The organism is Dactylococcopsis salina PCC 8305 (genome assembly GCF_000317615.1).
Classification (GTDB): domain Bacteria; phylum Cyanobacteriota; class Cyanobacteriia; order Cyanobacteriales; family Rubidibacteraceae; genus Halothece; species Halothece salina.
In genome coordinates this window covers 2,458,040-2,477,191 of the sequence record NC_019780.1, presented here as the reverse complement: position 1 = coordinate 2,477,191, position 19,152 = coordinate 2,458,040, and the positions used below count along the sequence as shown (strand labels likewise).

Annotated in this window: 14 protein-coding genes, 2 tRNA genes and 3 rRNA genes; 5 read left to right on the top strand and 14 right to left on the bottom strand. The window is 44.1% G+C overall.

Going from position 1 to position 19,152, the window contains the following annotated elements; translation table 11 throughout:
- Window positions 1-3: 3 nt before the first annotated feature.
- Window positions 4-546: a thylakoid membrane photosystem I accumulation factor gene (locus DACSA_RS12135; RefSeq protein WP_015230028.1), complete on the bottom strand. Its 543-nt coding sequence runs from the start codon at window positions 544-546 to the stop codon at window positions 4-6.
- Window positions 547-1,036: 490 nt separating this feature from the next.
- Between DACSA_RS12135 and DACSA_RS12130 the strand changes: the two genes are divergently transcribed.
- The gene (locus DACSA_RS12130; RefSeq protein ID WP_015230027.1) at window positions 1,037-1,228 is read left to right on the top strand and encodes a DUF2949 domain-containing protein; all 192 of its coding nucleotides are present in this window, start codon (window positions 1,037-1,039) and stop codon (window positions 1,226-1,228) included.
- A gap of 10 nt (window positions 1,229-1,238) precedes the next feature.
- On the opposite strand, the gene lepB is transcribed toward DACSA_RS12130, so the two are convergent.
- The 3 genes from lepB to DACSA_RS12115 form a co-directional block, all read right to left on the bottom strand.
- A complete protein-coding gene (lepB, locus tag DACSA_RS12125; RefSeq protein WP_015230026.1) occupies window positions 1,239-1,799 on the bottom strand; it encodes a signal peptidase I in 561 nt (186 codons plus the stop codon).
- 104 nt (window positions 1,800-1,903) lie between these two features.
- Window positions 1,904-3,925, bottom strand: coding sequence for an alpha-amylase family glycosyl hydrolase (locus tag DACSA_RS12120; protein WP_015230025.1), 2,022 nt, complete (start codon window positions 3,923-3,925; stop codon window positions 1,904-1,906).
- Between the two features lie 15 nt (window positions 3,926-3,940).
- Window positions 3,941-5,179, bottom strand: a complete 1,239-nt coding sequence (locus DACSA_RS12115) for a hypothetical protein (protein WP_015230024.1) — start codon at window positions 5,177-5,179, stop codon at window positions 3,941-3,943.
- 457 nt (window positions 5,180-5,636) lie between these two features.
- Between DACSA_RS12115 and cysH the strand changes: the two genes are divergently transcribed.
- Complete coding sequence (gene cysH / locus DACSA_RS12110; protein WP_041235857.1) at window positions 5,637-6,395, top strand: phosphoadenosine phosphosulfate reductase; 759 nt, start codon at window positions 5,637-5,639, stop codon at window positions 6,393-6,395.
- Window positions 6,392-7,654: an exonuclease subunit SbcD gene (gene sbcD / locus DACSA_RS12105; RefSeq protein WP_015230022.1), complete on the top strand. Its 1,263-nt coding sequence runs from the start codon at window positions 6,392-6,394 to the stop codon at window positions 7,652-7,654. The genes cysH and sbcD overlap by 4 nt, the downstream gene beginning before the upstream one ends.
- Here the strand turns inward: sbcD and sfsA are convergent.
- From sfsA to DACSA_RS12060, 9 genes are all read right to left on the bottom strand, one after another.
- A complete protein-coding gene (gene sfsA / locus DACSA_RS12100; RefSeq protein ID WP_015230021.1) occupies window positions 7,637-8,371 on the bottom strand; it encodes a DNA/RNA nuclease SfsA in 735 nt (244 codons plus the stop codon). The two genes, sbcD and sfsA, sit on opposite strands and share 18 nt — an antisense overlap.
- Complete coding sequence (locus DACSA_RS12095; protein WP_015230020.1) at window positions 8,372-9,010, bottom strand: response regulator transcription factor; 639 nt, start codon at window positions 9,008-9,010, stop codon at window positions 8,372-8,374.
- 92 nt (window positions 9,011-9,102) lie between these two features.
- Window positions 9,103-9,219: ribosomal RNA gene (gene rrf / locus DACSA_RS12090) — 5S ribosomal RNA — on the bottom strand.
- A gap of 56 nt (window positions 9,220-9,275) precedes the next feature.
- Window positions 9,276-12,091 (bottom strand): 23S ribosomal RNA (locus tag DACSA_RS12085).
- A 107-nt stretch (window positions 12,092-12,198) separates the two neighbouring features.
- Window positions 12,199-12,271 (bottom strand) — tRNA-Ala (locus DACSA_RS12080).
- 4 nt (window positions 12,272-12,275) lie between these two features.
- Window positions 12,276-12,349 (bottom strand) — tRNA-Ile (locus tag DACSA_RS12075).
- Window positions 12,350-12,462: 113 nt separating this feature from the next.
- Window positions 12,463-13,951 (bottom strand): 16S ribosomal RNA (locus DACSA_RS12070).
- The 16S, 23S and 5S rRNA genes sit together here with 2 tRNA genes alongside, the layout of an rRNA operon.
- A gap of 288 nt (window positions 13,952-14,239) precedes the next feature.
- Entirely contained in the window at window positions 14,240-15,208 is a 969-nt protein-coding gene (locus DACSA_RS12065) for a carbohydrate kinase family protein (RefSeq protein ID WP_015230019.1), read from the bottom strand.
- Window positions 15,209-15,291: 83 nt separating this feature from the next.
- Window positions 15,292-16,767 (bottom strand): DEAD/DEAH box helicase, encoded by a 1,476-nt coding sequence (locus DACSA_RS12060; RefSeq protein ID WP_015230018.1) that lies wholly within the window; start codon window positions 16,765-16,767, stop codon window positions 15,292-15,294.
- A gap of 113 nt (window positions 16,768-16,880) precedes the next feature.
- Between DACSA_RS12060 and DACSA_RS12055 the strand changes: the two genes are divergently transcribed.
- Window positions 16,881-17,708: a hypothetical protein gene (locus DACSA_RS12055; protein ID WP_015230017.1), complete on the top strand. Its 828-nt coding sequence runs from the start codon at window positions 16,881-16,883 to the stop codon at window positions 17,706-17,708.
- A 10-nt stretch (window positions 17,709-17,718) separates the two neighbouring features.
- Here DACSA_RS12055 and DACSA_RS12050 read toward each other — a convergent pair whose 3' ends face one another.
- Window positions 17,719-18,774: a DNA cytosine methyltransferase gene (locus DACSA_RS12050; protein WP_015230016.1), complete on the bottom strand. Its 1,056-nt coding sequence runs from the start codon at window positions 18,772-18,774 to the stop codon at window positions 17,719-17,721.
- Window positions 18,775-18,889: 115 nt separating this feature from the next.
- On the opposite strand from DACSA_RS12050, the gene DACSA_RS12045 reads away from it, so the two are divergent.
- Window positions 18,890-19,093: a hypothetical protein gene (locus tag DACSA_RS12045; protein ID WP_015230015.1), complete on the top strand. Its 204-nt coding sequence runs from the start codon at window positions 18,890-18,892 to the stop codon at window positions 19,091-19,093.
- Window positions 19,094-19,152 lie beyond the last annotated feature (59 nt).

Genomic DNA, 19,152 nt, shown 5'->3' with positions numbered 1-19,152 from the left:
AAGTTAGTCTTCTTCTTCTTGTAATCCCACGTTGATATTATTCAGGGAACGGCGTTTTAATTCTTTCGATTCAGAACGAGGAAGTAAATCAAACACTTCTCGAAACGCTGCGTCAACGGTTTCAAAACTGACTTGTCCGATTTCATCAAACGCCACTTTTCCCTCCTGATCAATAATCACGGTTTGCGGTACGAAACCGCGATAATAATACCCCGCTTCGGTGGGAGAAAAGTCGGTTTTATCCGCTAACATATCCACGTTAATGGGGATAAAGTTGGCGGCGCGACCGTAATATCGTTGTAACTCTGAAACGTTGATCGAATACGCTTTACAGTCTTTGCTATCTTCTAAGTAAAATACCAGTAAACTTGGTTTTCCCCCTTTCATCGATTCCGCAAGGGTTACTCTCGGAGGGACTAACGAGCCATTTCCCGCATACAGGGCGAAAATATTACCATCATAGCGATCGTCATCCAGAGACGCGATCGCGCTTGGTGTGAGAACGAACCAAAATGCTGTGATTGTTGCCAATACTAGACCGAGCATCGATCGTCGCTTATTTATCGTTATTTTTGCGTTCCACATTAACAAACCTTAACCTTTTTAACCTTGCTGTCCTTGCATATTTTAATACTTGTTGGTACAATTAAGGTTTAACATAATATAACTCGTTCATCTTTTCTCGACCCTGATGCTGATCCCGAAACGAAAAAGGATCAACCAGTGGGTAGAGTTATTAAAAGATTAATTTAATCTAAACTCGTTAACTAACTAACTATCGTAAGCTGGAACTTCAGTGGTGCTGATCGCTTCTTAAGTTTAAGGTTTTACTAAAGCAGTTTTAACAAAATTAAGGAAAAGTTAAGGGGAAATCAAAAAAGGGGCAGAAAAGGTTAAAATGACGAATCCTTCTGTTTTTTGCGAAAATTAATCCTTCTCACAGAAGGAAAAACTCAGCAACGTTTCCCCCTTAACTCAGAACTCACTCAGTTTCTGTCTATAACCTACTCCTAATATATCAAGGAGGAAAAAAACAATGATGCCAACAACTTATGCCAAATTTCTACGGTTTTTAAAAGAAGAATTAGCCATTTCCAACGACTCGATCGCGATCGCGCAACGTTACTCCCAGCGTAACACCGACCCTTTGCCGATGTTACTGTGGCAATATGGTCTGATTACACTAGAACAACTGGAACGAATTTACGATTGGCTAGAAACCGTTTAATCCCTAAAGTTTAGGGATTAGTCGGATAGGAGGGATCGTCAATGAGACTAACTCGATCGAGGGGCCAAAACCGCACCGCAGCGCGACCAATAATGTTTTCACGGGGGAGAAATCCCCAATAATGGGAATCATAACTATTATTGCGATTATCTCCCAAAACTAAATACTGATTTTCGGGAACAGTCGCCGGACCAAAATCATAATCGGCTTCATCGGCGATATATTTCTCGGAAAGTGCTTCACCATCAACAAAAACCACTCCTCCTCTGACTTCTATCGTTTCTCCGGGTAAGCCAATCACTCGTTTAATAAACGCATCAGAATAGCCTTGGCTTTCTAAAGCGGGAGTTGGGGAAAAAACAACGATATCTCCTCTCTCTGGAGTGGTGAAGCGATAACCAATTTTTTCAATCAAGAGACGATCATTAATTTTTAAGGTGGGTAACATCGACTCCGAAGGAATATAACGTGCTTCGGCGACAAATGTCCGAACACCAAACGCTAAAACGGCACTTAAGGCTAAGGTTTTCACTCCTTCCACCCAGGGATTCTCTGTATTATTTTCAGGCATCAGGTAATTAACTACAATTAAAATTGTTAACTCATTTAAATTATAGAACCTCTAAAAGGATGTCTGATCTAAATTAGATCAGGTCAACCGTTGCGTTTCGATGCTTAACGCAAAACAAACACCTTCGCTTCTTCTGGTTGTAACTTCACGGGTAGCATCCCATCCACCAATTCTAAGTTCTGATCTGTATCCACCACTCGACACTGTTTAACCCCTTCCTCCTCAAAGGAAAGTAAAAACTCCCCTCCTGCGGTGGAATACGCATAGAGAAGCCGTGCTGAGGTTTCATCTGCTTCTCTCAACATAAAGATATCTTCCTTCTGACTCGCCCCGTTTGGCAGCAAATAACGAGTGTCTCCATAGCGCAGCACGGGATAGTCTTGTCGTAAATGGGCCATCCGTTTCGTTGCTTGATAAATCTCTTCTTTCCAACCTTGACTGCCGGGCCAAATCATCATCGGGCGATTAAAGGGATCACCCCCAGCCCCAAATAACCCCTCATGTTCAGGATGATAGGGAATCCCTAGCGCGGTTTCTGCGCCATACATAATCAAAGGAACGCCTCGCGCCATAAACTGGAACTCAATCAAACTTTCATAACCCTGATCAGAAATTTCAGGGTAATAGGTTTTTAAGCGTGGTTTATCATGGTTTTCCACAAAACTCACCCAACCTTTCGCTTCTTCGTTGGGAATCGCATCTAAAGACGCGGTGGGAATTTCTAGAGTTTGCGCGGGATTAAATATCCAGTGGAAAAAGCGACTGATCGCATCATAGTTGTAATAATTTCCTTTCCGTCCCAGTGTTGTTTCTCGCAAAATATAAGTGCGTCCATCCCAACCGCGATCGCGCGCAAAAAACCGTCGCGCTGCTTCACTCAAATTAAAATCATACTGAGTGATGTTGTCAGTTTTCCGTAAAAAATCAATACTTTTCTCAGCACGATAACCACCGCCGAAATATTCTCCCAGTAGCACCGCATCAGGATTAATGGAGAGAACAAACGCTTCAAACTCTTGCCAAAAGCGTTCATTGATATGTTTCACCGCATCCAAACGGAAACCAGCAATGGGATATTGATCTTGATTAAACGTTAACCAAAACTTCGCCGCATCGAATAAATACTGTTTCACTGGCGGCGCATCTTGGTTTAAATCAGGCATTCCGCCGCTAATTTGTCCCTCCTCAATTAACTCCTTAGAAGCGGTATCAAAATCCCAAATAATTTTCGGTTCGTGAAACCAACCTTGGGGATCACGTTCCCCTGTTTTCGGGTCCCAATGCGTCGCCACTCGTTTTCCGTGACGATAGACATCGCCATTATCCGCAAACCAAGACTCTCCAAATAAGAAGCCACCTGTTCCTAAATTTGGCGGTTCTGTGGAAATGTGTCCGGGTGCGGTTTGATTCATGGTTAAATCTAAGATGATCCCAATACCGCGCTTACCTGCTTCATTTAGTAATCTGCGAAACACTCGATAGCGATCGAAGCCTTCATCATCGGGTGAGCGAAAATGCTCATCAATCTCAAACCAATCTTTTGTCCAATAGCCATGATAGGGAGTGGAAACATGACTATAAAAATCATCGTTCACCTCTTCTGTTTTATTGCGATAAAGGTAGGTTTTAATGTCAGGATGATAAAACAAGCCGTTAGAATTATCTTGAATGGGAGAAAGAACCAGTTTAGTTACTCCTAAATCTTGTAAGTAATCTAATCTTTGAATCACCCCTTCTAAATCTCCTCCCCAATACATTCCCATGTGGCGATGAGTGGGATCGTAAGTATGTCGAAGTAAGAGTTGATTCATGCGGTTGTAAACCTGTTTTTCCGAGTCGGAAGTCTCTTCCGCAAACGCAAACTCGGGAATATTATTTCTTGAATCAGCATCCAAAAATCGATCGACCACAATGTAATAAAGGACATCATTTTCTAAATTACCGATACTCTTCGACTGAGTTTCCATCTGATTTGATGCTAGGGGAGATGATAACTCACCAGCGACAGCATTCCCTCTTGTGAGAGATAGGAATGACCAGAAGACGACTGCGACTAGAAATAAAACCAGTAACGACACTGAAACTCCCAAAATGGAGATAAAAACTCCTCTTCGACAACTTTCCATAACAATCAATTTTTCCTAACGATTCGTATTCGATTTTGCTTCCTGCATTAAAGGAGAAACATCATCTAAAGCTATGTTCTCAAATTGTGTTTCCGGTGTATAGAGTGCTTGCCAAAATTCAGGAAATTGTGCGATCACCACCTCCGAATTCGGGAGATTAATTTGATCAGACATAGCGGGTTCAATTTGTGCTAATTGTCCCTGATTTAATTGTCCGACTCGATCGAACCATAAATCACTAACATCATTCCCTAAATTTAGCATCACATTAGAAAAACTTGGTGCAATTAAAACCACAGCAAAAACACCGCTAACCGTCGTTAAAACCCATTTTCTCCCAATCCCATACTGACCTAAAAACGTAGCAATTCGCCATAGGTAAGCATACTTGATATCTTGCCAAAATAATTGAATTGAGTTTGATAATTTATATACAATTACTGGCGGTGTGTTGTTTTTTTCTTTATTTACTAGATGAGCTTGTTGACGCTTCCACCGAGCAAAACTTTCCTCAAAAAGATTAATTCCTTTTTCCATCCATTCTCCGATATTATAACCAATGACATAACCGTAAGTATTCACTAAATAAAACGTGAGCATTTGATAAAAGGTAAATTGTACCACTGGGGCTAAATTTAATTCTCCCGACTGGAAAAAGAAAATCCCCACATTATAAAGTGACCAACTTAAAACTAATCCCCCATAATCGACAAAAGGTTTGAGGAAAACTTGTCTTAAAGGAACATATTCATTGGTTGTATTTAAGTCTTCATGGAGATATTTAGAGAGAACTTGTTTCCATCGTGGTCGCGCTTCTGGAGTGTTAGCTTGAGGCGGATTTTCACTAAAAGGATTTAATTGTCCATCCACTAACATCCGTCGTCCAATGAGGAAATAAACAAAATATTGAATAATGGTGTAGGGTAATAATCCTGACCAAGTAAACGCTCGTTCCCAAGGTCCTAAACCAGTAACAATTAAAAAGAAGCCTAAATCGCATCCGACTTTCCAAGACAGAAAACCAACCGTTTGATCAAATATCTTTGGTAAATCAGCGCGAAACTGCTCAAAAAATTCGTTTTGCGGTAAGATTTGGTTGATTTTTGCGACGACTTTTTCTCTGAGAACTAATTTTTTGATGAATAAATCCCGTAGCACCATGTAGCTGGTGAGTGGGACTAAAATTTGAAAGAGTTTACTAGAACCATATCGCACTCCCATCGGGTCAATAGAAAGACTCGGCAAATCGAACATAGGTTGAAATCGTGAATTGGATAATTTACAGAAATATTTTAGTTTGTCAATTTGTAAACATTCTTCATCTTACCAGCGTTTGTCAGCGAACGACTCGACGATCTCAGGACTTACCCAGTTGGATCAAATTCGCCCCCTCTACCCCCCAACTTTGGGGGGAAACTTATTAAGTCCTCCAGAATTGGGGTATTTAGGGGGTAAATCAATTTCGCCCCCCTACCCCCCAACTTTGGGGGGAAACTCATCGTTGATCTCACTAGAGAATTAAATTCCAGTTTCCCGATCGGATTATGGGAGATTGTGTTTTAAGATAGGAATTGGAGGTGATAAGCTGAATGGGGAAAAGCAGTGGCTTACTCAATCTTTGATCTTTTACATGAATCAAACCACGTCTCAATCCCCTCATCTCCAAGAAAACAATCATTGTCCTGAACCAAAACATGAGGAGTTAACCCCCATGACTGTTGCGACGATACAGCAACCTCAACTTAATTTAGACCAACTCAATACTCGATTCGCTGATGTGGATGCAAAACATCTCATTCAATGGTCAGCAGATACGTTTGGTGACGGTTTAGTGATGAGTACCAGTTTCGGTATTCAGTCTGCGTTAATGTTGCATTTAGTCACTCGTATTATTCCTGAGATTCCAGTGATTTGGGTAGATACGGGTTATTTACATCCCGAAACTTACCGTTTTGCCCAAGAGTTAACCGAAAGACTAAATCTTAACTTAAAAGTCTATCAATCCCATCTTTCTCCTGCTCGTATGGAAGCATTGTATGGAAAACTGTGGGAGAAAAATGATGTGGAATCCTTAAATTTTTATGATCAAATGCGGAAAGTTGAACCGATGCAAAGAGCCTTAAAAGAGTTAGGCGCTAACGCATGGTTAGCAGGATTACGACGAGATCAAACTGAACATCGTCAACAACTTCCTCGCCTTGGTGAACAGTCGGGAATTTATAAAATATTGCCGATCTTACATTGGCATTCGCGAGATGTTCATCGTTATCTTGTGGAGTATGATCTTCCTTATCATCCTCTGTTTGATCAGGGATATATGACGGTGGGAGATTGGCATTCTAGTCGCCCCATTTCTCTTGATGATGAACATGAACGGGATACAAGGTTTCAGGGGATGAAACAAGAATGCGGACTTCATCTCCCAAAGACAACAGGGGAAGCACAAAGTTTTGATTCGAGTTCATTATGATTAAAGTTCTTCACGTTTCTGATATTCATCTCGGTAGTGGCTTGTCTCATGGTCGCACTAATCCTGAAACGGGCTTGAATACACGCCTCGAAGATTTCGTGAAGTCGTTGCGATCGTGCATCGATCGCGCAATCAGTGAACCGGTAGATTTAGTTTTATTTGGCGGTGATGCTTTCCCTGATGCCACGCCACCCCCCTACATCCAACAGGCGTTTGCGTCTGAGTTTAGTCGTCTGGTACAAGCAGCAATTCCCACGATTTTATTAGTGGGAAACCATGATCAACATTCGCAAGGAAAAGGGGGGGCGAGTCTTTCCATATACCGCACGTTAGGTGTTCCTAAGTTTATTGTTGGGGATAGAATTGAAACCCATCACATCAATACTGCTAACGGTGAGGTACAAGTGATTACTTTGCCTTGGTTAACCAATTCCGCTTTACTCACTCGTCCAGAAACCGAAGGGTTATCTCTAGAAGCGGTGAATCAGTTATTACTGCAAAAGTTACAGCCGATTTTAGAGGGGGAAATTCGTCGTCTTGATCCAGATCAACCTACGATTTTACTAGCGCATTTAATGGCCGATCGCGCTCAATTGGGGGCGGAACGGTTTTTAGCGGTGGGGAAAGGCTTTACGATTCCCGTTTCGTTTTTAATTCGTCCTGAGTTTGATTATGTGGCGTTAGGTCATGTTCATCGTCATCAAAATCTCAATCCGAAAGGAGAACCAGCGGTGGTGTATCCAGGAAGCATTGAACGAGTGGATTTTAGTGAGGAGAAAGAGGATAAAGGCTATGTGTTGATTGAGTTGGAGAAGGGAAACACGCAATGGCAGTTTTGTCCGCTACCTGTGCGCCCGTTTTTGACGATTAAGGTGGATGTCACGGAAAAAGATGATCCACAACAGACAATTTTGAGCGCGATCGAACGTCAAAAAAATCCAGAGGCGGTGGTTCGTCTGCAATATAAGTTACATTCCGAGCAACTCGATCGAATTGAGAGTCGCACCCTGCAAAAAGCGCTCAGTTTTGCCCATAGTTATACGATCACCCCAGAATTGGTCAGTCAACTTGCCCGTCCTCGCCTTCCCGAATTAGGGGAACAAGTCGCCCTTGATCCCATGTCTGCTCTCAAAACTTACTTAGACAACCGCGATGATCTCAAAGAAGTTTCCGAAGAAATGTTGGCAGAGGCGGAAAAATTATTAGGAGGACTCCCGAACCACACCGACCAATGGACTTTTTCAGCAAGCCCGAATTAGTTCTGCTTGTCCTAAAAATTTATAGCCTTTTGGTGTTAGTTGAAAGCGATAAGGAAGTATGGTTACTCCCTGCTCGATCGCGTCCTTCAATAATTTAGCATAAGTGGGATCAGCAGTCTCTGCGGCTGCAAAACTGGTACAATCTCCACGATTAATAAAATACAACATAATGGGTTTTGCGTCGGGTAAAATCGCCATCAATTCTCGCAAGTGCTTTTGTCCACGAGTGGTAACAGTATCAGGAAATAAAGCCTGTCTTTCTTTTGACCAAGTGACATTTTTAACTTCTAAATAAATGGGTTTTTCTTCTTTTTCGGTTAATAAAAAATCAATCCGACTTTTATTCTCTTCCCCATAACGGACTTCGGGACGAACTCTGTCATAACGATTAGCTAACTCTGGTAAAAGATGATTTTCTAAAGCAAATTTAACCACGCGGTTCGGTAAGCCGGTGTTGATTCCCACCCAAGTGGGAACAGTATCATTAACCTCGATCGCTTCCCAAGTGTAGCAATGTTTCCGTTTCGGGTTATCACTATAGGAAACGAGAACGGAACTGCCAGGAGTACAAACTCCTGTCATCGGACCGGTGTTAGGACAATGAGCGGTAATTATTTCTCCAGAATCAAGTTCAATATCAGCGAGAAAGCGTTTGTAGCGTTTAATTAATCTCCCGATTTGTCGAGGAGGATATTCATAGAATAAAGGTTCAATCATTTAAGAAATTAGATGATGTTTGAGAGTAAAACTGACCAATTCTGCTCGGTTATTGGTGTCAGTTTTTCGTAAAAGACTACTTACATATTTTTCCACAGTTCGGGGACTTAAATATAACTTTTCTCCCATTTCTGTATTTGATAATCCTTGAGTAAGAAGTTCTAAAACTTCACTTTCTCGTTGGGTAAAATGAAAGTCTTCATGGTTTTCTTCCTCAGAATGAATACTACCTTGTTGAGCATTAATGCTTTGTTCCGACTGTTCCATTTGCGATCGAATCAACAAGTTTTTAATAACTGCTCCCAATTCCGCCATTTCAAAGGGTTTAGGAAGATATAAATCACAACCAGCTTCGTATCCCAGAATGCGATCGGCGGTACTTCCCCGTTGAGTTAAAAAGATCACTGGTAGCATCCGAAACTCTGGACGTTCTCTTACCTCTTGAATCAACTCAAATCCATCCTTACGAGGCATTTTAATATCAGCAACAATCAAATGAGGATGATAAGTTTTAAGATGATGTAGGGCTTCATCACCATTTTTGGCAGTAATCACACTGTAACCAGAAAATTCCAAATAGTCTTTGACAGCCATTTGAATCCCAGGATCATCCTCAGCAAGTAAAATCAATAGTGGCATAAGTCAAGGTTAACGTCAATTTTGCCCTATTGTAGCTTTATGTATTCAGCGATAATAAAAACCCACCCCGCAAGGAGGTGGGAGAAAAATGAACCTGGCACCGAGCTATTTTCCCAGACAGTGTCCCGTCAAGTATCTTCGCCGCTGCAGCGTTTCACACCCGAGTTCGGGATGGATCGGAGTGGTTCCACCGCGCCTTCAGCACTAGGAAAGGCTGTGATTCTGTCGGAAGCAGAACCTTGAAGACTGCACATCACCAAGAATCAAGATCAAGCCCTCGGTCGGTTCGTATGCCTTGGCTTCATCTGTTACCAGACTACCACCGAGCACCGATAAACAGGTGTTCTTCCTGTGACCTTACTTCCTTGACAGAATGAGAGCACTCATCTTGAGGTGGGCTTCCCACTTAGATGCTTTCAGCGGTTATCCGCTCCGCACTTGGCTACCCTGCGTTTACCGTTGGCACGATAACAGGTACACCAGCGGTGCGTCCTTCCCGGTCCTCTCGTACTAAGGAAGGCTCCTCTCAATGCTCTAACGCCGACACCGGATATGGACCGAACTGTCTCACGACGTTCTGAACCCAGCTCGCGTACCGCTTTAATGGGCGAACAGCCCAACCCTTGGGACCGACTTCAGCCCCAGGTTGCGATGAGCCGACATCGAGGTGCCAAACCTCCCCGTCGATGTGAACTCTTGGGGGAGATCAGCCTGTTATCCCTAGAGTAACTTTTATCCGTTGAGCGACGGCCTTTCCACGCAGCGCCGTCGGATCACTAAGGCCGACTTTCGTCCCTGCTCGACTTGTCGGTCTCGCAGTCAAGCTCCCTTCTGCCTTTGCACTCTGCGGCTGATTTCCAACCAGCCTGAGGGAACCTTGGCGCGCCTCCGTTACCTTTTTGGAGGCGACCGCCCCAGTCAAACTGCCCGCCTGCAGCTGTCCCTTCCCCGGCTTACGGGTGAAGGTTAGAATTCTAGCTGAACCAGAGTGGTATCTCACCGATGGCTCCAGTTTCCCCACGAGGAAACTTTCTTCGCCTCCCACCTATCCTGCGCAAGCTCAGCCCGAACCCCACTTCAGGTTACAGTAAAGCTTCATAGGGTCTTTCTGTCCTGGTGTCGGTAGTCCGTATCTTCACAGACTTTCCTATTTCGCCGAGTCTCTCTCCGAGACAGCGCCCAGATCGTTACGCCTTTCGTGCGGGTCGGAACTTACCCGACAAGGAATTTCGCTACCTTAGGACCGTTATAGTTACGGCCGCCGTTCACTGGGGCTTCGGTTGCCAGCTTTGCCGAAGCTAACCGACTTCCTTAACCTTCCAGCACTGGGCAGGCGTCAGCCCCTATACTTCCTCTTTCGAGTTGGCAGAGACCTGTGTTTTTGGTAAACAGTCGCCTGGGCCTGGTCACTGCGACCAGCTCTCGCTGGTACCCCTTCTCCCGAAGTTACGGGGTGATTTTGCCGAGTTCCTTAGAGAGAGTTTTCTCGCGCCCCTTGGTATGCTCTACCTCCCTACCTGTGTCAGTTTCGGGTACGGGGACTGGCTTTCTTCACAACTACCGCTTTTCTTGGCACTAACTTCAGTGATGCGGAAGTCGTAACTTCCTCCCAATCCATTCAGGGTATCACCTATTTTCATGCGTCCCGGTGTTGCTCCCACTCAGTCGTTCGGGATTATTCACCCGATGTCCATCGACTACACCTTTCGGTCTCGCCTTAGGTCCCGACTAACCCTCCGCGGACGAGCCTTCCGGAGGAACCCTTAGGGTTTCGGGGCTTTGGATTCTTACCAAAGTTTTCGCTACTCAAGCCGACATTCTCACTTCTATCTCGTCCACACCTGCTTGCCGCTAGTGCTTCTCCCTTGATAGAACGCTCCCCTACCACAGTTATCCTGTCCACAGCTTCGGTAGATGACTTAGCCCCGTTCATTTTCGGCGCGGGAACGCTTGACCAGTGAGCTATTACGCACTCTTTTAAGGGTGGCTGCTTCTAGGCAAACCTCCTGGTTGTCTTGGCGTTCCTACCTCCTTTTTCACTTAGCCATCATTTCGGGACCTTAGCTGGTGGTCTGGGCTGTTTCCCTCTTGACGATGAAGCTTATCCCCCACCGTCTCACTCACGATTTTCACAATGGTATTCTGAGTTTGTCTCGCTTTGGTACCGCTTTCGCAGCCCGTAGCGAAACAGTGCTTTACCCCCACTGCTTTTTCTTCGCTGCTGCGCCTAAACGCATTTCGGGGAGAACCAGATAGCTCCGAGTTCGATTGGCATTTCACCGCTAACCACAACTCATCCGCCAACTTTTCAACGTTGGTCGGTTCGGACTTCCACTTGGTACTACCCAAGCTTCCTCCTGGTCATGGTTAGTTCACCCGGGTTCGGGTCAATTACCCGTGACTTACGCCCTTTTCAGACTCGGTTTCCCTTGGGCTTCGCTCTTCGTGAGCTTAACCGGCCACGACTAATTACTCGCCGGCTCATTCTTCAACAGGCACGCGGTCAGACGTTTCATCGTCCTCCCACTGCTTGTAAGCTAACGGTTTCACGTTCTTTTTCACTCCCCTCGCCGGGGTTCTTTTCACCTTTCCCTCGCGGTACTGGTTCGCTATCGGTCACATCGGAGTATTTAGCCTTACCAGGTGGTCCTGGCTGATTCACTCGGAATTTCTCGTGTTCCGAACTACTCGGGATTCAGCGCAGCGGTTTTCCTTTTCAACTACGGGACTTTTACCCTCTCTGGTGCAGTTTTCAGTTGCTTCGTTTAAGAGTCTCCGTCTGACCATTGCTGTCCCACGACCCCTCTCACCGCAGTGGGAGGTTTAGGCTGCTCCCCGTTCGCTCGCCGCTACTAGGGGAATCACTCTTGTTTTCTTTTCCTACGGTTACTAAGATGTTTCAGTTCGCCGCGTTGGCTCGTTTCTGCCTATAGATTCAGCAGACCGTTCTTGGGGTTGCCCCATTCGGATACTTGCGGCTCTAGGCTTATTTCCAGCTCCCCGCAACGTTTCGTCGGTTACCACGTCCTTCTTCGCCTCGATGTGCCTAGGGCTTTACCGTTAGCTCTTTTTCGCTTGACCTCGGTTAAGTTTCCTTAACTTTCTTGGTGATTATGCAGTTTTCAAGGTTCTGGTCTGGACAAGTGTCCAGCAGTCGTTAGCTATCCTAACGGTGCTGAATCCTTGTATGGAGGTAAGCGGACTCGAACCGCTGACTCCCTGCGTGCAAGGCAGGTGCTCTACCAACTGAGCTATACCCCCGCTATGGGCTATCCTGGACTTGAACCAGGGACCTCACCCTTATCAGGGGTGCGCTCTAACCAACTGAGCTAATAGCCCAGGTTCCCCAAACCCGGTTGGAAAAGCCTACTGATTTCTACCACGACCGACCTCGGAGTTGAAGGGTCTCTCTTACTTCTTTTTCAGAGTTTCCCCTACCTTGGGTCTCCTTTTAAGGAGGTGATCCAGCCACACCTTCCGGTACGGCTACCTTGTTACGACTTCACCCCAGTCACTAGCCCAGCCTTCGGCGCCCCCCTCCACACGGGTTAGGGTAACGACTTCGGGCTTGGCCAGCTTCCATGGTGTGACGGGCGGTGTGTACAAGGCCCGGGAACGAATTCACCGCCGTATTCTGACCGGCGATTACTAGCGATTCCTCCTTCAAGCAGGCGAGTTGCAGCCTGCTATCTGAACTGAGGCCGAGTTTGATGGGATTTGCTGGCTCTTGCGAGTTCGCTTCCCTCTGTCCCGACCATTGTAGGACGTGTGTCGCCCAGAGCATAAGGGGCATGCTGACTTGACGTCATCCTCACCTTCCTCCGGTTTGTCACCGGCAGTCTCCCTAGAGTTCCCAACCTAATGCTGGCAACTAAGGACGAGGGTTGCGCTCGTTGCGGGACTTAACCCAACATCTCACGACACGAGCTGACGACAGCCATGCACCACCTGTCTCCGCGTTCCCGAAGGCACTCCCCACTTTCATGGGGATCCGCGGGATGTCAAGCCCTGGTAAGGTTCTTCGCGTTGCATCGAATTAAACCACATCCTCCACCGCTTGTGCGGGCCCCCGTCAATTCCTTTGAGTTTCACACTTGCGTGCGTACTCCCCAGGCGGGATACTTAACGCGTTAGCTTCGGCACGGCTTGGGTCGATACAAACCACGCCTAGTATCCATCGTTTACGGCTAAGACTACAGGGGTATCTAATCCCTTTCGCTACCTTAGCTTTCGTCCCTGAGGGTCAGGTGCGACCCAGTAGAGCGCTTTCGCCACCGGTGTTCTTCCCAATCTCTACGCATTTCACCGCTACACTGGGAATTCCCTCTACCCCTGTCGCCCTCTAGCGCACCCGTTTCCACTGCCACACCGGAGTTAAGCTCCGACCTTTGACAGCAGACTTGATGCGCCCCCTGCGGACGCTTTACGCCCAATAATTCCGGATAACGCTTGCCTCCTCCGTATTACCGCGGCTGCTGGCACGGAGTTAGCCGAGGCTGATTCCTCAGGTACCGTCAGTCATTCTTCCCTGAGAAAAGTGGTTGACAGCCCAAGAGCCTTCTTCCCACACGCGGCGTTGCTCCGTCAGGCTTTCGCCCATTGCGGAAAATTCCCCACTGCTGCCTCCCGTAGGAGTCTGGGCCGTGTCTCAGTCCCAGTGTGGCTGCTCATCCTCTCAGACCAGCTACCGATCGACGCTTTGGTAGGCTTTTACCCCACCAACTAACTAATCGGACGCGAGCTCCTCTTCTAGCGGAAACCCGTTTCACCTCTCGGCGTATTGGGGATTAGCCGTCGTTTCCAACGGTTGTCCCCATCTAGAAGGTAGATTCTCACGCGTTACTCACCCGTCCGCCACTAAGTCCGAAGACTTCGTTCGACTTGCATGTGTTAAGCACGCCGCCAGCGTTCATCCTGAGCCAGGATCAAACTCTCCATGTTGAGAGCCTGCGGCTCGTTGGTTTTACGTTTCCGTTTTAATAAATTTGACGTGGAAGCGTTAACGTTTTACGGTTAACTTAGGCTTTTCCAACTTATGAATTTGTCTAGGTTCAGGTGGCTCGGTTTCGGTGGGCGTGACCGCCTCCGTTTCGAGCGCATTCACCAATATAGGGGTTATTTCAAGAAGTGTCAACCCTTTTTTTGATTTTTTTCTGAGTTTTTTTCTGTTCCTTGCTGGGTAAGGGTTTCAGGTTTGTGATTCAACGAAATAGTTGGCGATCGGGTCGGTCAGTTTTGAGATTTTAAAAACTGCTTCACCTCTGAATCTGTCGGTTGAGCTGCGATCGCGCCTGATCTCGTAGTGGTTAATCCTCCGACCGCAGAGGCATAAATGATGCTTTCTTTTACAGAATGAGCGTTACTAAAGTTATTTAGTCCTTTTTGACAGAGTTGATGGACTAAGCCAGCGACAAAACTATCTCCAGCCCCAGTGGTGTCTTCCACTGAGACGGCAAAGGTGGGAATTTTACCTTCAAAATCGTTGAGATAATAGCTAATTGTTTCGCCTCCATCGGTGACGAAAACTCCTTCTATTGAGGAAAGTTGATGGGCGATCGCGCCTGACTCTGCTGTATTAAATAACCATTGTGCCTCTTCACGAGAGAACTTTACAAAATCCACAAACTGCCACAATTGTTTAATCAAAGGGATGGCTTCTTCGGGATGATGCCAAAACATGGGTCGCCAGTTGACATCCACTAAGACTTTAATATTGTAAGTGTTGGCTAACTCTAAAGCCCGAAAAACGGCTCTACGAGTCGTTGGATAAGCTAGTTCTAATGTGCCAATGACTAAAAACTGTGCTTGTTCAAATAGAGGAATCGGTAATTGATCAGCTTGGAGAAACGCATCGGCAAATTGATCAGGGCGATGATTGCCAAAGCCTGCAAATTCTCGATCGCCATCCCTGGAGCGTAAAACATATACTTGACGAGTGGGGGCGTTGGGATGTTCTTGAATCCCTTGACAGTTAACTCCTGTTTCTAAAAGCAACTGTTTTAAGGATTGTCCCGCCTCATCTTTGCCAATGCAACCAATAAAACCTGAAGATGTTCCCAGTTTCACTAATGCGGTGGCGACGTTTGCTGGTGCGCCTCCTGGATAGGCGATCCAGTTTTTGACACTTTCGATCGGCTTTCCTGCTTCTTGGGCTAAACAATCATACAGAATTTCTCCTAAGCAAAGCACTTGTGTCATGGCTTCTGGTCTCCTTTATTTTACTGGTTAGTGTTGGGTTTCGTCTCCTTCACCCAACCTACGGGAATCATTTGGTTAATTAATTAATGATCAATATTATAATCTCCGCTTTTTTCGGCTGCTTTGGGAATAGAAGTAGTGTCTTTTTTTCGAGAGGGAAACATCTCAACTTGACCTTGTTTTTTAGCGGGATCACTACGCCGACGTTCTGAGGTTTTTTCTTCGCTGGTTTCTTCGGCAATTACTTCATAAAGAATCGCTTGCTTGTCTTTGGTTTTCCCTTTTCTTAATACTCGACCTAATCTTTGAATATATTCTCGCGCTGACCCTGTTCCTGATAAAATAATCGCAATTCTCGCATCGGGAACATCTACTCCTTCATTTAAGACATGAGAGGCAACTAGGGTTTTATATTCTCCCGATTTAAAGTTTTGTAGAATTAAATGGCGTTCTTTAACTGGAGTTTGATGAGTGATTGCAGGGATTAAAAAGTCTTGAGAAATGCGATACACTGTTGCGTTATCGTTGGTAAAAATTAAAATTGGTTCTGGGGAATGTTTGGTGATTAGTTCGGTTAAAACTCTCAGTTTGCTTTCTGTTCCTAAAGCGATTTCTTTGGCTTTACGATGGGCTAACATTGCCCGTCTTCCTTCTTGCGATCGCGCACTTTCTTTGACAAATAATTGCCATCCTTGAAGATTGCTAAGAGAAATACGTTTTTGTTTTAAAAATTGATTACGAGTTTTGATTGATGTTTGATAAATTTCTTTTTCTTTTGGTGATAGTTTGACTTTTATTTCAACGATTTTATAATTGGCTAGGGCATCCCCTGATAAATCTTTGCTGGTTTTACGATAAACGATCGAACCGATGAGGGCTTCTAAGTCTCGTTCATGTCCATCGGAACGTTCTGGGGTTGCGGTTAGTCCTAGACGATAGGGGGCGATCGAGTGTTCTGCAATCACTCGAAAAAAGTCTGTTGGCAGATGATGGCATTCATCAAAAATTAGCAGCCCATACCGATTTCCTAATGTTTCCGCATGAATCGCCGCACTGTTATAAGTAGCAATCAGAATGTCGCTTCGATCGTGCGATCCCCCTCCCAATAATCCTAATTCCACATCTGGAAACGCCGCCTCTAATTGGGCATACCACTGGTGCATTAAATCTAAAGTAGGAACAACAATTAACGTGCTGCGCGGTGTGGCTTCCATTGCTAACTGGGCTAAATAGGTTTTTCCCGCCGCCGTTGGTAACACTACAATTCCTTGTCTTCCCTGTTGCTTCCATCCTTCTAACGCCTCTGCTTGATGAGGATAGGGAGTCATTTCAAAACGGGAGTTTAACGCGAGTGAGTGAAACTCTTTTGCTTCATCAATAAAATTGATCTTTTCTCCTTGTAAGGTTTCTACTAGGGAACGATAATAAATTGCTGGGATACGAAACTTCTCAACGCGATCGTCCCAGGTGGCAAAATCGATCCAGCTTTTCCCTCGCGGTGGCGGATGTAGAAGTAGCGTTCCTTGATGATACCAAAGTTTGGGCGATCGTCGTGACATTAATTATCAATGTTTTATAAATAGAAGTTGCTGTTGTATTATTTTAAAACTTTTGTTTTCGTGCAAAACTAGATCAATTACATCAGTTGCTATTAATTCACCAATCATAACTTATGCCAACCAATGCAGAAAAATTAGAGTTAGCAATTAGAGATACTGCTACAAGGGAAACTCAACTTCCTAAGACTCTACCGAGTTGGATGTTAGGTTTAGGAATAATTCCTGAAGATACAGTCACTAATGCACAAAGAATTGGAACTAAAGATCAAACCTATAAAACAGATGTCATTATTCACTTCCAACAATCTCCTCCTCTAAAAATTTCCGCCAAACTAAGTAATGCTGGTTACTATGGAAATTGGTACGGACACAAAAGATTAGTGAAAGAGTTTGGAATTGAAATTTTTCAATCTATAACTGATCAAACAACTAAATGGGCTAACCAGTGGGTTAATAATTCTAGGGTCAATCTTTTTGTGGGAGTTAGTATTAGTTTTGGAGAGCGAACGGGAGATACATTTATTGATTTTTTAGATATTTTCAACAGTACAGAAGACTTGAAAAAAGTGATTGCTGGTTCAGGAAAAGGTGAAGGAGTGGCTAATTGTCTTTATATTTCTAGCGATGCTCCACAATCTTTGAATGATCTATTTGATAAGCTAGAACCAATTAATCAAACAGTCCTTGAAAGAAAGGCTCAAGAAATTAAAATCGTTTTTAGACCTGTTAATCCTATAACAGAAGGAAGTAATCGCGGTAAAAATGCTTATACTCGTTTTCAACCAGCAAAACCTCTTCCCTCTAAACAAGAAGTCAAATCTATAGAACAGTTAAGACAATTGGGAAGGTTTATTGAAGTTGAACCAAATTCTATTAATCACAATCATATCTTAGATGATCTCAGGGATAATTACAACCTAATAATTCCCAGAAAACAGTAACTAACTTAGCTCAACCAACAGGTAAAGTAAGTTGAATTGGCTCAGATTGTCTTTGATTTAAATCTACAGGAATAGTTTGATTTAATAAATCATAATAAATAATCTGCGCGATCGCCCTTGCAAAATTAACAGGAACAGCATTTCCCACCATCTTATAGCCATTATTAACATAATCATAATCAAAGATAAAATTATCAGGAAAAGTCTGAATTCTTGCACATTCTCTTACCGATAATCTGCGGTAATTTTCAAGGGAATTTTCATCAAAAACAAATTTATCCTTTTCTACCTTAATCATTTTATTGGCTTGGGGATGAATGGGGGCGTGCCTTCCTCCAGCCTGAATTGTAAATGATGGTTCTGTCCAATTGCGAACCCGATTACGAGACATATAAATACTAGAAAAACCGCCAATCATATATTCATGATTTGGAATTAAACACTCGTTGCCTCTCGTTTTATTTTTTTCTTTTGCTGGAATTGCAGATAGGCGTAAATTCCAAATTGCATCTTTTAGAGTTGGAATATTATTTTGTGGTGTTAGTTTACCAAAGTCAAATTTTTTACCAAGACGATGATGATAACCAACAAAAATTACACGAATTCGATCTTGAGGAACATTATAAAATTTTGCGTTTAGGAGTTTGTAAGCAACATTGTATCCTGCTTTTCGGAAACTATCAAATATTTGCTGAAAAGACTCTTGATGTTTAGAATGCAAAATTCCCGAGACATTTTCCGCTAAAAAAAAGTCAGGCTGTTTATCTTTTAACACCCGAATATATTCTAAAAAAAGCCGACCGCGATCGTCATTAATCCCTCTTTGCTTTCCTCCTTCACTCCAGCTTTGACAAGGAGGGCCACCAATGATGCCCACACAATCGGGGATATCTTGAGACGTAATTTCTTTGATATCTCGTTGATCTAAAATTGTATTCTGATGATTTCTTTGATAAGTTGACCAAATTGTTCGATCATATTCATTCGCCCACACGACTTGAAAACCTGCTTGACGAAAACCTAGGTCTAATCCACCGCAACCTGAGAATAATGATACAATCTGCATTTTGAGAATCGATTAATATTACTTCCTACATTAAAGCACATTTATAACTAAATTTCAATTAGCTAATTAGCTAAGTTTTGCTATAATTTTAGAAAAGGTAAGTAAATGAGGAAAAATGGCTCAAACTCGAAGAAAGCCCGTCTATATCCAACCTGAACATCATGACATATTACGACGAATTGCTTTTGAACAAAAATGTAATATCTCAGACGTTTTAGATGCTGTATTAGAGGAAGCACAATGGCAGAAAGTGGCTAAAGTCGCTCAAATCAAACCGAAAATTAGAGCGAAAGAACGACAAAATAAATATAAATACTAGGCGATTAGCTAGGAGCCATCAAAAAGATGTTTATTGATTTACTTGTAGCAGATGCTCAG